The 13577-nt window shown below is 32.9% G+C and carries 14 protein-coding genes and 1 pseudogene; 3 read left to right on the top strand and 12 right to left on the bottom strand.

The window, feature by feature from the left end:
• Nucleotides 1-18 precede the first annotated feature (18 nt).
• Nucleotides 19-354 (top strand): annotated as a pseudogene (locus ACEN25_RS15755) (transposase); the annotation flags it as partial.
• 89 nt (nucleotides 355-443) lie between these two features.
• Here the strand turns inward: ACEN25_RS15755 and ACEN25_RS15750 are convergent.
• Entirely contained in the window at nucleotides 444-905 is a 462-nt protein-coding gene (locus ACEN25_RS15750; protein ID WP_441803751.1) for a hypothetical protein, read from the bottom strand.
• A gap of 679 nt (nucleotides 906-1584) precedes the next feature.
• Here ACEN25_RS15750 and ACEN25_RS15745 point away from each other — a divergent pair.
• Together ACEN25_RS15745 and ACEN25_RS15740 are read left to right on the top strand one after the other, a co-directional pair.
• Nucleotides 1585-2316 (top strand): reverse transcriptase domain-containing protein, encoded by a 732-nt coding sequence (locus tag ACEN25_RS15745; protein WP_441803750.1) that lies wholly within the window; start codon nucleotides 1585-1587, stop codon nucleotides 2314-2316.
• 104 nt (nucleotides 2317-2420) lie between these two features.
• The gene (locus ACEN25_RS15740) at nucleotides 2421-2855 is read left to right on the top strand and encodes a group II intron maturase-specific domain-containing protein (RefSeq protein WP_441803749.1); all 435 of its coding nucleotides are present in this window, start codon (nucleotides 2421-2423) and stop codon (nucleotides 2853-2855) included.
• 106 nt (nucleotides 2856-2961) lie between these two features.
• On the opposite strand, the gene ACEN25_RS15735 is transcribed toward ACEN25_RS15740, so the two are convergent.
• The 11 genes from ACEN25_RS15735 to ACEN25_RS15685 all read right to left on the bottom strand — a co-directional run bounded on the left by ACEN25_RS15735 (nucleotide 2962) and on the right by ACEN25_RS15685 (nucleotide 13467).
• On the bottom strand, nucleotides 2962-3762 hold the full coding sequence (locus tag ACEN25_RS15735; RefSeq protein WP_441803748.1) for a hypothetical protein: 801 nt from the start codon (nucleotides 3760-3762) through the stop codon (nucleotides 2962-2964).
• A 219-nt stretch (nucleotides 3763-3981) separates the two neighbouring features.
• A complete protein-coding gene (locus tag ACEN25_RS15730) occupies nucleotides 3982-4968 on the bottom strand; it encodes a gliding motility protein GldB-related protein (RefSeq protein WP_441803747.1) in 987 nt (328 codons plus the stop codon).
• A 122-nt stretch (nucleotides 4969-5090) separates the two neighbouring features.
• Nucleotides 5091-5417 carry a hypothetical protein gene (locus ACEN25_RS15725; RefSeq protein ID WP_441803746.1) on the bottom strand — a complete coding sequence of 109 codons (327 nt, stop codon included), beginning with the start codon at nucleotides 5415-5417 and terminating at the stop codon, nucleotides 5091-5093.
• A 569-nt stretch (nucleotides 5418-5986) separates the two neighbouring features.
• Nucleotides 5987-6628 carry a hypothetical protein gene (locus ACEN25_RS15720; RefSeq protein ID WP_441803745.1) on the bottom strand — a complete coding sequence of 214 codons (642 nt, stop codon included), beginning with the start codon at nucleotides 6626-6628 and terminating at the stop codon, nucleotides 5987-5989.
• Between the two features lie 552 nt (nucleotides 6629-7180).
• Nucleotides 7181-7723 (bottom strand): PH domain-containing protein, encoded by a 543-nt coding sequence (locus tag ACEN25_RS15715; protein ID WP_441803744.1) that lies wholly within the window; start codon nucleotides 7721-7723, stop codon nucleotides 7181-7183.
• A 158-nt stretch (nucleotides 7724-7881) separates the two neighbouring features.
• Nucleotides 7882-8202 (bottom strand): hypothetical protein, encoded by a 321-nt coding sequence (locus ACEN25_RS15710; RefSeq protein ID WP_441803743.1) that lies wholly within the window; start codon nucleotides 8200-8202, stop codon nucleotides 7882-7884.
• A gap of 559 nt (nucleotides 8203-8761) precedes the next feature.
• The gene (locus ACEN25_RS15705) at nucleotides 8762-9778 is read right to left on the bottom strand and encodes a BsuBI/PstI family type II restriction endonuclease (RefSeq protein ID WP_441803742.1); all 1017 of its coding nucleotides are present in this window, start codon (nucleotides 9776-9778) and stop codon (nucleotides 8762-8764) included.
• The gene (locus ACEN25_RS15700) at nucleotides 9753-10784 is read right to left on the bottom strand and encodes a DNA cytosine methyltransferase (protein WP_441803741.1); all 1032 of its coding nucleotides are present in this window, start codon (nucleotides 10782-10784) and stop codon (nucleotides 9753-9755) included. Before ACEN25_RS15700 ends, ACEN25_RS15705 begins: the two co-directional genes overlap by 26 nt.
• Before the next feature lie 188 nt (nucleotides 10785-10972).
• Nucleotides 10973-11677: a hypothetical protein gene (locus ACEN25_RS15695; protein WP_441803740.1), complete on the bottom strand. Its 705-nt coding sequence runs from the start codon at nucleotides 11675-11677 to the stop codon at nucleotides 10973-10975.
• Between the two features lie 277 nt (nucleotides 11678-11954).
• On the bottom strand, nucleotides 11955-12482 hold the full coding sequence (locus ACEN25_RS15690; protein WP_441803739.1) for a hypothetical protein: 528 nt from the start codon (nucleotides 12480-12482) through the stop codon (nucleotides 11955-11957).
• Between the two features lie 157 nt (nucleotides 12483-12639).
• On the bottom strand, nucleotides 12640-13467 hold the full coding sequence (locus ACEN25_RS15685; RefSeq protein WP_441803738.1) for a hypothetical protein: 828 nt from the start codon (nucleotides 13465-13467) through the stop codon (nucleotides 12640-12642).
• Nucleotides 13468-13577 lie beyond the last annotated feature (110 nt).

Genomic DNA, 13577 nt, shown 5'->3' with positions numbered 1-13577 from the left:
TTTAGCGTGACCTATTAAAGAGCAGAATACCAACGCAACATCGCCCGTGTAGAAAGCACTCAGGGCAGGTATATGAAAGGCAAACGACAAAGCACGGTTGAACCCGTCTTTGGAACCTTAACTCAGTTTATGGGGCTAAGAAAAGTAAATACTATTGGATTAAAACAGGCCAACAAGTGTATGCAGCTCTCGGCCATCGCCTACAACCTCAAAAAATACCTGAAGTTTATTGAAAAACGCACCAAAAGTGGGGCAGGGATGCTCGGTTTGTTTTTAAAGTTCACAATGACGTTAAATCAAGAGTATAAGTCGATTTTAAAGAGACTTCATTCTGCTAATTTACAAACGATATAAAACTAGAAAACCGTTTAAAAGCGGTTTAAATAAGTGATATTTTCTAAGAATTAAAGGCTTGTGCAACGGTTACCATTGTTGTAAACAGGTTATTTCTTCAGCCATAATTTTATAGATGGTTCTGTTAATGGAATTTCCATATAAAGAATATCATCTTTTAACCAATAAGGAAGTTCAAGTGTGTCTTTCTCATTCAGGAAATTATTTTCGGAAGCAAGAATTAAGTTTTTTTCTAAATCAATTTTATAATCAAGCTCAAGTTTCATGACAATTAAATTCTGAATGTACTTACCATTTTCGGTGAAGGTATGAGTTTGTTTGAAGTAAATTTGATTTGCAGTTTTTTTGAGCTGATTTATTTTTAAAGAATCATTCTCGATATATATGAGCTCTTCATGCAAATCAATTGAATCAGTTTCAATATTCATGTAAAATTCACCGTTGTCAATTGCAAAAGGTTTCCAATTACCATAAATCCGATTGTCTTGAGAAAAAATATTTGTAGAAATAAATATTATTAAAAAAAAGGATATGTTATATTTTAATTTCATTTTTATTTTCAACTTGTTTACAACGGTCTCGTATAACCGTCAGTTACGGGTTAAAGTAAGCAAATTTTTCGGTTTAGCACAGACGTTAGCAATTCCGAGTGGATTCGGACGTAGTCGAATCCGCCGTAATTGCGGTTATACATTGTGTGTGCCCAGTATGGGCATCTTTTGTTTTACCGAAAGGTAAAATATTAATCTAGAGGGTGCAAGTCCCTTATGGGCAGGGGTAACGCCTTGAACCATTAGTAAGCCGCAAGGGTGGTAACCGCGAGGTCACATCTGAAGAAATGCTTTGCATTCACGAATACCTTAATTTCAAATAGAAAACAATGAGTAAAGCGGGACTACAAACCTCGGTACTGACGAACAGGAACCGTATACAGAGGCATTTATGTACGGGTAAGCAACCACATCATTGTAAAGCCCTAAGAATACCAAAAGTGCATTAATGTAGATACGGCAGGGATCGGGGGAAAGAAGATGCTCTTACCTGGGGAGGTCTCCGTTATCACGGGTTGGTATAGGAGAAGTCAGCAGAAGTCATAGTACCTAAGGGAAACGAGTTGCAGCAAAACTGCATAGGTCTCACAATTGGGGAAGGACCAAACGTTAAATCACGTCTGAATTCGTATGGGAATCAGTTTGATAGCCTATACCTAGAAGGACAGGAGCAGTACAAATGATAGCAAAAGTAGTAGCAGCCAGAAACCTGAGCGATGCCTTTAAACGGGTAATGCGTAATAAGGGTTCTGCCGGAATAGACGGGATGTCCACCACAGCGTTGAAGGCATTTATAGATGCTCACCGCAGCGAGGTGGTACACCAACTTATTTCTAAAAGCTACAGACCTCAAGCTATCAAGGGGGTAGCAATACCCAAGGCTAATGGGAAGACCCGTTTACTGGGTGTTCCTACTGTAGTGGACAGATGGCTTCAACAGGCAGTAAGCCAACAGCTGGCGATTCACTTTGAATTAAACTTTGAAGCAGAAAGCTATGGCTTCCGCCCGAGGAAGAACTTGCAACAAGCGGTACTGAAAAGTCAGGAATTCATCAATGATGGGTATCAGGACGTAGTAGATATCGACTTAAAAAGTTTCTTTGATGAAGTCCAGCACTACAAGCTACTTCAGCTTATCCATCACAAGATTAAGTGCCAGACTACCTTATGGCTAATCCGTAAATGGCTTCGAGCTCCCATTTTAAAGAATGGTCGCTTATACAAGCGCAGGAAAGGACTTCCACAGGGCAGCCCACTGAGTCCCTTACTCTCCAATATTTTATTGGATCAACTGGACAAACATTTAAAAGCACGGGGGCTAAAGTTTATTCGCTATGCTGATGATTTTAGTATTTATACTAAATCAAAAGCTGCAGCACGAAGTATAGGTATACAGTGTACCTTTTTCTAAAAGAGAAGCTTGACTTACCCGTTAATCGTTCCAAGAGTGGTATCCGTAGACCTTCGAACTTCAAAGTGTTGGGGTATGGGTTCACACCTGTCTACAAGAAAAATGTGAAGGGTAGATATCAGTTGGTAGTAGGAAAATCGGCTTGGGAGACACTCAAGCGCAAGCTCAGGTATCTTACCAGAAAAACCTTGCCCTTATCATTAGTAGAACGTTTACAACGTCTAAAACCTATCTATAAAGGATGGCTTAACAACTTCCGATTGGGAGCCATACAGACCAAACTTAAGAAGATAGATGAGTGGCTACGTAACCGTCTACGTTATTGTATCTGGCATGATTGGAAGAAACCGGAACGCAAACGTAAAAACCTCATAAGATTAGGCGTGAAACAGGATCAGGCCTATGCCTGGAGTAGAACCCGTATGGGAGGATGGGCAGTAGCCCAAAGCCCAATACTTAGGACTACGATCACCCAAAAACGTTTGAGAAAACGAGGTTTTGAGAGTATGCTGGAATATTACCTCAAAGTAAAGTTTTGATTTAACGAACCGCCGTATACGAGACCCGTACGTACGGTGGTGTGAGAGGCGCAGTCCGTTCCTAATTAGGGGCGGACCCGTCTACTCGATTGTGTGTCAGTACCCATTAGTTCGTATTTACTTTGATAATCCCAAATCTAGCACGTGTTCCATAAAGTACTTTCGTTTTATCATTTATAATTTCGTAATCTATTACATCTGATAATTTTAAGTTATTTAAATCCTCAAAATAAAACCCTGGAATATCATCAATTATAATTAATGGCATCTCGGCAGGATTACTTTTTTGAGATATTTTAAGCTTTGCTTTAATTTCAGGTTCTAATTTTAAATAAAAATCTGATTTATCTTCTTTGGGTAAATAATCTTTTCTCAAACTGGTTGCTCCCATTCGATAATTTCCTGCAGGAAGATTATTTTTTATTTCGTTTCTTAATTCATCAAGCGAATGTTTTTTTCGAATATTTTGAATTATCTCTTCCAATTGGTCGTTTCTTTGAAATGATATTAAATCATAACTATTAGAGTTGCTTAGTTCAATTTTTATTGGAAAAGCATCTATATGTAATTTATTCTTAAAATTACTGCTTGACTTAAACAAGTGATATAATGAATCAAGATTAGTTTTCTTTTCTAAATTTCTTACTTCTATAAAATCTTTTTGTCCGTTAGATGTATAAAATATATATTCAGAATTTTTTTCCAGCGAGATGATTTCATTTCTCAACCATATTCTAATCGCTATATTTTCGCTTTCTCTTAAATCTTTTAGATCATATTTTGCATTTAATGAATCAAGATTTTTGTAGAAATTTTTCGATATTTTATTTTCTGTTATTCCAATATTTTTCTGACAATAACTATTTACTGAAAGAGATAATAAAAAAAGTAATGTTAGTTTGTTCATATTTTCAAGGGTATTGCACACAACGGTTTTGTATATGGCTCGTAGCGTGTAAATTAGCGATTATTTTCGGTTGAGCACGAGCCGAATTTTTTAATTTTCTTATCACTTTTTTTCTCAATAAGCCAAATAAAAAAAATTGGCGGACTTGCAAATATGCCCTAACTTTGATTAAGCAATTACCAAGCTATGAGCTGTATACGGTGTTGTAGTGCGTTTTTATTATTCGTAATTTTCTTTAATGTACTCCTTTACGTTACTCTTTTTATAAAATTCAATGTAATCTTTTATGTGCAGAATATCATAAACTGCTTTATTCTTATTACCAACTTGTTCGTAATAGGCTTTGCAAATAGTATATCCAATCCAATAACCTGCGTTTTTTGGACGTTTTTCACTTGATTGTTGCCAAGAGTGCCAAATGCTTTTATGCATATCGCTCTCAAAATCATTCCAAACTTGTATTTCTTTCCCTTTAAATGCTTTGTAATCTGCATCGGTTTCTCCACTAATTAATTCGCCAATGAATTCGGCAGAACCTTCTCTAATACTTTTCCAAAGTAGAGTATTCCCGTTTTTCATTTTGTTTTGGTTAAAATGGACTAATTCGTGGCTGACTGTAACTCGAATATGATTTCTATCCATACTTATTCGTAGAATGTCCATGTTCCAATTCTCGGAATTTAAATTGTCCGACCTACCTAATATTTCTGTACCTATTAGAAGTCCTCTTTTTGAAATTGTACCATTGGATGAAAAACGCCCAATTAAGAAATATACATCAGGAAAAACTGCATTTGGATATAGAGCTTCAAATTTATTGAAGTTTTTGAAAATTTGTTTTTTCAAGTCGGTTATGTCAGATACATTAGTTCTTATAGATTGATAAAAATCTTGATATTTTATAACGAAGTTTGAAAACTTTTCTTTTGAATGGATTTTACTCTTATAAAAGTCATTTAGACCTTTAGAACCAACTGAAAAATAATTTTCGTTAAATATTTCTTTTGCATTGGCTGTATCTTTAATTGCCAAATCAAACGCACCGTAAAAATTTTGAATGTCCGAAGTTATTAATCGTGATTTTTCAGGACTATCAGAAACGTTCAAGTTTGGAAATAATGTTGCACAGGATTGTAGTATGACACTTGTTATAATTAATATTAGAAAACAACTTGATTTTTTGATGTTTTTATTTTCTTTAATCATTTAATAGCTTGACTTTTATGTTTGGAAAATTTTCTTTTAAAGCACCTACAATAACAATATTTTTTATACTTGGGTTATCCATTATCTGGTTTCCTATATTTTTTGCCATTCTTTTATTTCGCTCATCCCAATACTTCTCTCCTAAAGAACAGCTTTCGGTTTTGCAATGATTTACGTTTGTTTACGTGCATCCCTAAACCACGAAAAAGAGCTGGAATTATAGCACTATTGTAGTCTTTTTTATTCATTTTTTTGTTTATCGCGTTATCGCCATTTTCTCTACCGTCTTTTGCGCATCCTTGCCAAGCACTATGATATTCTTTGTTAGTTTGCTGGTCTTCCATAGATTTTAGACGTTTAATATTTAATTCGAGGGCAAGTTTAGCTGTCAAATCTCCGTCTTCGTGTCTTGTTGGTTTTTTTGAACCATCAACGCCATATTTTTTCACGTATTTATAGAACTCGTAGTTAACATTGTCTCGAAGAAAGCCAAATGAATTGATAATCAAATCCAATTCATTATTAGATAAATCATAATTCTTTTTTTAATAGAAAATTTAACTGTTTTTGGTCATAATCAAAGCTATGTTTAAGCGAGTCGGATAAAAAATAAATTTTTTATAGCTTTCTGACCAACCGTCTTTTAAATATTCCCAACTTATTGAATCTTTCGGACGCTTTCAACATAGAGCCTCCGGATTATATTTTATGGCTCTTCTCAAAACTGGTTTATAGCTTTTTTTCACGATTTTTGGAATAGTATGCATTGTTCCAATTATTAAAACTTCTTTTTCTTGTCCTTTTGTTATTTGAGTAATGAAAAATATTAATAAGAGAAGGATACTTTTATTCATTTGTTCGATTTTTTTTAAATGCACTACAACGTGTTTGTGTATGATTTCGTTGCGTGTTTCAGCAACTAATTTAGCAAATACAAACTGAATAGAAAATCTGCGAGGATTTTCGTAAGTAATCCTTTACTAGCAATGAATTATACACGGTGTTGTACCACGTTTTTTTATTCAGAACAATGCATTATTCTTTGTCGTTCTTCATAATGTTTTAAAATAATTCCGCTTTCTGGATTAATATTCAAAATCTCCTCATCAGAGAAACATTTTTCCTTGTGAAGAGTGTTAAATACAACCCAATAATATTTTTTTGTTTTAGTGTCAAATTCCAATCGTTTTGAAAATGGTTCAACTGGTTTTTTCAGTTTTTTTTTCTTAATTATGCCATCAATTTTATTTTCGGATAACCAGTCAGACGGTTCATTTCTCAATAGAAATTCAGGAATCTGATCAACATAAACATCTCTAATTAAATTCAGGTTTGAGTCCAATTCCACGTAAACAGTTTTCCTCACGTAGGGATATTGGAAATCAGGATGGTTTAAGACAAAATTTATATTTTTTCCGTTAACAAATTTTCCTTTAGTTTTTTTCCCTTTTGTGATTTCTTTCCATTTTGATTTCCCTGATTTTGTTTTGTATTCGTAGTAAGAATTAGGTCCAAGTTCAAAATATTTAAACAAAGAATCACCAACTGCTTCTTTCAAATAAAATTCCGCTTTTTCAATTACTTCTGAAGTCAGATGAGTTTGCGAAAATGATAATTCGCTAGTTAAAATCAGAATTAATATGGTTAATGTTCTTTTCATTTCGCAAATGTGGTACAACGGTCGCGTATAAAAGCTTTAACGGGTTTCCGGTTTTTTTTGTGTTTTGGCTTTATTAGCGTTGGCAGAAAAAAGCCGAGTTACTTACTTTTCACCAACAGCACTAAAAAACTAAAATACCTTAATAAACGAACAACAAAAGCGCCGTTATTGCTTTTATGCATTGTTGTTAAATGTATTATCGGTTTTAGATCGACTAAAACAGAAAAATGATTTTTTCCTTTAGGATAGCTTTTGCGAACTGCTTAGGTACAGTTTTGAAAATCATTTTTTTCATCCGTGACCTTAGCAAAAAGCGATACTAGGGAAGGAGTAAGACTGGTAAGTTTAAAAGAAAGTGAGGTATGAAACTCAATATATTTCGTTCATTATAGATCTGAACAAATTTTATATTTTACAACGGTCTCGTATAACCGTCAGTTACGGATTAATATGCGTTAATTTTCGGTTAAGCACTGACTTTAGCAATTACGAGTGGATTCGGACGTAGTCGAATCCGCCGTAATTGCGGTTATACATTGTTAGCACACGTTTTTATTTTCTTTGTAATTCAATTATTTGGCTGTAAACTTTTCGAACATTTGGTATCAAGTCCAACTGTGGATTTGCTTTCATACCAGGCCACCAATTCATTCCGTTTCCCCAAATCATCATTGGATTTTTTGGTCCAAATAAAATTGTTCCACTTCCATCACTCTTTTCAGAATATTCAATATCAGATAAAGTTCTAATATTGAGAGATTTTACTTTTTTAGATGTAATTCCAGATTTTATTATTATTCTATCTTCTGTGAGTCCATAGGTAGTGTTTTCACGTTGTTTAGAATCAATTATGAATCTACCGAAAACAAAAATCAGTCCGATAATTACAAACGGAATTCCAAACAAAGCAAATATTCCAGCTTGAGAAGCCATTATTACCCAAAAAATTGCAAATCCGCACCATAAAAGACTAAAAGGAATTAAAAATATATCTGCTTGTCTGAATACGATTCCACTTTTCGGTTTTCCAGTCCACAACAGATTTTCGTCATTTTCAAGATGTGGTCTTAGTTCGGATTGTAAATTTTGTCTCATAAATTTTTGTCAAATGTGTGCTAACGGTCTTGTATAACAATCAGTTGCGGATTGATTGAAAACTAAGATAGCTAAAATTACCGACTTTTATGCTTGCGCGGTTGTGTCCGCAGGACACAAAGCCGCAATTGTTGTTATACGGTGTTGGCTGTAGTGCTTTATTCTTTGTTTAAAGGTTTTCGTTCAATAAATATAATTCCATTTTTGCTATTTTTACCGTAAATTTCAATTAATGAATTTCGACCTTTCTCGAAAATTCTCAGAGTTATAATATCATCTTTTGTCAGTTTTAAAGAATCAATTTTTTTATTATCAATTATAGTCTCATTTATAACTAATACAGGATTTTCGGAAATCTTTTCTTGTTTTTTAAAATCAGAAATAATCTTAGTAATATAATTTCTTTCAGGTTCTCTTTGACTATAAGATTTAGTCCAAATGGAAAAAATCGCTAATAAAATAAATAGTGTTTTTTGCATCAGTTAATTTTTATTTCAATAAGAGTCTTCCAACCAAGACCTTTTTCTCGGTTCATTCGATATAATTCGAAAATTTTATTTTTAGTTTTATATATAGTTTTCAATTCTTCATTTTCAAATTCTAGGCTTTTTAGACACTTTATATTTCTTCTTATCTCGTTATCAGACCAAGTACCGATTCCAAAAAATAAATTTAAAGTATCCTTTGGTTTAATATTTGAAATAAGAGAGTCCGAGTTTGAGTTTTCAAAACTTGAGTACTCGTTATAATTTAACGAAGTATCTAATTTAAATTTAACTTTTAAGTCAGAGTTACTGTTGTTAATTATATCAATAGAATGTGGCGGATCACAACTAACAATAATTAGGTTTAAAATTACTAAAAATATGTAATGATTTTTTTTCATTCGCATTACAGCCAACGGTTGGGTATATGAAAAGTAGCGGATTAAAACACACTAACTTTCGGATTATCACTAATGTTTATTAATATGCCAAAACTTCGATTTAGCAATGAACCCGCTATTTTTTATATACCGTGTTGTGCCTAGTGCTTTCTTTATTCCGGTTTATATGGTCCGAGAAATTTGTCTCCGTTAAAATGTATTAAATGGTCTGGATTATCAGCAATCCATACCTCTGTTTCCCAAGCAACATCTGTCATAAATTGTCTGAACTTTGGTCTGTTCAAAAATGCTGTTACATATACAATGTCAGCTTTACAGTCTTTCATTAGTTTTTGAAGTTGGATTAGTCTCAATTCGCTAATGGGACCCGAAGAGTGAACTGCTTCTATCAAATAGAGCCAATTCTTTTTCTTCGAATATGCGATAACATCAGGTAATTCTTCGTGTGAAATTTCAAAGAAGTTTAGTTCTTCAAGTTTTTCCTTTTCTAAATAGAGGTATTTGTCAGAGGTATCTCCAACATAAAAGATTTCTGCACCGTGTCCATATCTCGGCAAAAAGTCCTCAATAATCGCTTTTTGTAAATCATTGTGTTCTCCTGCTGAAAAAGTCAGTTCGCCACCTGAAGGAAGCGTAACATTGACTTTAGCTATTTCCCTTTCCCTTTTTAGTTTTTTGCTTAATGGCTCAATATTCTTCAACTTTTCGGATACCTTCTTCTCCCAATCTTTTGAGCCAAAATCTCTAATGAGTTCAGCATAAGTTGGATTGATTGAATAACCACGTGTTGAATCGTTTGTCGCAGAGTTTGGACTTGATTGCAAAACCACTTCTGCAACTGTTAGTAATTTTAAGTCTTTTCTACGAATGTCATCATAAGAACCTGAACTTATATTTTCTCCAAAATGATTGTTGACGTAGATTATTATATCTCTTGTTTTAAGAGCATAATCACTATTTAGGTCTTTTGAATTTTTAAAATCAGCAATTTTCTTAACGTCAGCACTAGCTAAAAATGCAATTGCCATTCTTTCTAGTCTTCTCGGTGTGGTATCTAAAGGAATTCCAAAAATGTCAAGGATATAAAGCGTAGTATTTATCAGTTCCTGAACTTGGGGCGATTTTTCTCTAAAAGTTTTTGATTTATCGGGACTGATATATTGCTTCATTCTCAAATAGTTTTAATTGTTCGTTTTCTGTTAGTATATATTGATTTTCATCATCGCACATTAAATGATTTTTAATATTTAGTGCTAAATTATATGCGAAATTAGGCGCAACAGCATTTCCAATTTGGTTATATTGGTTAGTTTCTGTTCCTGAAAAGTCAAACCAATCGGGGAAACTTTGCAGTCTGGCGGCTTCTCGAACTGTTATTCTTCTTCTGCGACCATCTTTCAATCTCACTCGGTGCATATCTCCCGTTGCTCCCGCTAAATTTCTACAAGTTAAAGTTCTTGCTGGTCTGTCTAAATACAAATCTCTTGGATTGATACATTTTGACGCTTTTTCATATTTAGCGACGTATCTGTCCATAGATTCTGTGAAAAACTTTGATTCTTCGTCAAATTGAAATGCCAGTTCTCCCAAAGCTTGACCTGCGGTTACTTGTTTATTAATTTTTTTTGGAAGATTGATTTTTTGTTTTGAACCCATTACGATTACTCGTTCTCTATTTTGAGGAACTTCATAATTTTTTGCATTTAAAAGTGAATAGTTGATGTAATACCCCAAACTTTCCAATTCTTCAATCACTTCTTTTAAGTACCATTTGTTTTTGTAGAGCATTCCACGAACATTTTCAAATAGAAGAACTTCTGGTTCAAGTTGTTTGATTGCTGATAAAAATATAGGAAATCCATCCCTAGAATCCTTTAAACCCAGTTGCTTTCCACCCACGCTAAAAGGTTGACAAGGTGGACCACCTATTACTATATCAGCTTTTGGATATTTAGATTCAACGGTTAATTTTTCGTTTACACACTCTCCAATTAAATTTTCATTATAAGTTTTAGAAGCTTGTTCATCCATTTCATAGCCAATCGTCTTAAAACCATTAGCTTCAAACCCTAGGGAAAGTCCACCGCAACCTGCAAAAAGGTCAAGCACTGTTTTATTCAAATCAGTGTCAATCCAAGGTTTCAGTTTATTATTTATTTCTTCCCAATATTCCATTCTTCAAAGTTACGGATTTTTGTTTTGTTAACGGATTTTTTTGCATTATGCACAACGTGTTTGTATAAGATTAGTGGCGTGTTTAAGCACCTAATTTAGCAAATAAACACCAAATAGAAAATCCGCGAGGATTTTCGTAAGTAGGCGAGAACTAGCCATTAATTTTATACGGTGTTGTGTGCAGTTTTTTATATTCCATTTCTACTCTTCCAATTACCCATTGTTGTCGGATGTTCATTGTCGATAGGATAATTCCGATTTACAAAGTCCAACTGTTTTGGTGTTAGCAAAACGAACATTCCATCATTTCCGCAATTAATTGGGTAAAACTGTTCGTCCGAATTTTGTCTTCTTAATTCAGCGTTTAACATTTCTATAAAATTGATATATGCAATTCCCCAATCCTGGTCAGAAAATTGTCCGTCAAACGCTGTGTATTGAATTCCGTTCAGTTCGATTGTGTGTTTCCAACTATTTTGGTCTTGTTCGCTTTTTTCGTTTGCGTATTCTAATTCCAGCTCTAGTTTTTCAAAAGTCGGTTTAACTTGAGTTAAATATTCTGTTAATCCACCAATCTCAAAAAGCTCCTCACAATCTACCCAATGATAGCGATTGTCCATAAAATTCAGCGTTTCCCCTCGCATTGGTCCTTGAAAAAACTTCAAGTCCGAATACGATTTTTCAAAATCAGCTTTAACTGTTTCCAATTCAGATTCGCTGGTCAGATTGAAATAACTTAATTTTTCCAATTCCGCAACGACTTCTTTTCCGCTTAATTTTTTCTGAATTACTTTCTCTGGATTTGAGTTTTTGATTTTTGAAACCGCATTATCCTTTTTGGAATTACAAGCCCAAAAAGTGGAAAAAATTATGATTAAAAAAATATGTTTCATTGGTTTGGTCAAATTGCACACAACGTTTATGTATATGGAAAGTTGCGTGTTTGTGTGCGAGGATTTTCCGAAGGAAAATCAGAAGCTAGCAAACAAAGCAACTAACATTGGTTTAGCCAAAACTAGCAATTTTTTATATACTGTGTTGGCAGTAGTTATTTTTTACCACTTGATGGTTTTGGTATAATTGCTTTTTGATTTGGTGATGGCTTATCGGAGCTGTGTTTAACAATTCTACTAGTCGGAGGTGTTGGTTTCGGAGTTGGTTTTTTATCACTCATATTATTTGTTTTAAAAGATGTATTATAAAAGTCGCAAATGCTATAATTAAAGATATAATCAAATATTTTTTGGTTAGATATATTTGATATGTACGTTTAATATTTAAATCATTATTTACGTCAGAACATTTAATTAATTCCGTAATTATAGATTCTTCAAATTCTTTTTCACTATCAGAATCAATCCCTTCATTTTCATTATATTCAATTAAGTTTTTTCGATAAGATTCAAAGTCCGTATTAGTCCCTAAAACCTCATAATTATAACCTTTAATTCCATTATTATAGGAGAGAATTATATGGAATATGGATTTACATAATAGTAATGAAATTATTAATATTAGTGCAACAATTATAAAGTCAGTTTTGAGCAAACATTCAAAATTTACTTTTTGTGATATATAAGATATTATTCCAAAAATGATTGTAATAATCAAAATAGGATTATTAATCGATTTATCTAAATCGTCTTTTTTCCTAAGTTCTGTTTCATAAAAACTTTTATAAAAAGATAGTCTGTCCATTATTTTGTCTAATTACTGCCAACGTATTTGTATAAGATTAGTTGCGTGGTTTAGCACTTAATTTAGCAAATAGAAACCAAATAGAAAATCCGCGAGGATTTTCGCAAGTAAGCTTGCACTAGCAATTAATTTTATACGGTGTTGTAGGTAGCCTTTTCTATAATTTTTTAATAATTTCAGATTCTCTTTTAAATCCGTCTTTTTCTAAATATTCAATAATTAACTTTTTAATCTCTTTGTCATAATCATCGCTTAGAATATATTGAAATGTAGATTCTCTATAAAATTTCAATCTACTATTCAAATTGGATTTATCTAAAAATTCTTTAACTTTCTTTGAATCTTTACTGTATTCAAAATCTGATACCTTTTCATCATTTTCTAGAACTAAACCTATTCCATCAGATGTTTCCGTACTTATAAATTTTTCACGTTCTTTTTTAAAGGTATTTATTTTTGAAACAATTTTATTGTCTTTTTCAATCCCAAATTCTTTGTTTAATAATTCTATTGTTTTTTTTCTTTTGACGACATATTTTTCTTCCATTTGCCACTCCAAATATTGATTTTTTCTAAACTCAAACGCTTTGTCATTTTCATATACATCAGCAAGTAAGCTAGATTGTTCACAAAAGGCTACAAAAGATAAAAATTGTCTTATATCTTTCGCTACGATATTTATTGGAGGGTCATATGATGGCGCAATACAAACAATTGGTGCTTTTTCTAAATTTTTAATAAGTCCAAAATCAGTTAAAAAACCAAAATGTATTCCATTGTTTCCAGTACCCGCAAAAGGTATGACATCAATTGGAGTTATACTGTAATAATGATTATAATCAACCCAAAATTCAAGATTTTCCCAATTTGCTAATTCCTTTTTTTGATAGCTTTCAAGTTTTTCAAGAATTTGAGGTTTTTCATAATTTCCAAAATTGGATTTTTCTTTCTTGCAACCTAAAAAAGATAATATTGTAGCAATCATAATTATTTTCCTCATTTTTTTTAGGTTACCTACAACGGTCCAGTATATGAAAAGTAGCGCTGAAGAAAGGCACTATCCATTCGGTTATACTAAAGCCGAATTTTTAAATT

Origin of the sequence: Leeuwenhoekiella sp. W20_SRS_FM14 (assembly GCF_052119605.1) — a bacterium.
In the GTDB taxonomy this organism is placed as follows: Bacteria; Bacteroidota; Bacteroidia; order Flavobacteriales; family Flavobacteriaceae; genus Leeuwenhoekiella.
Note: the sequence above shows the minus strand (reverse complement) of the source record. Positions and strands in the feature narration are given on the sequence as shown.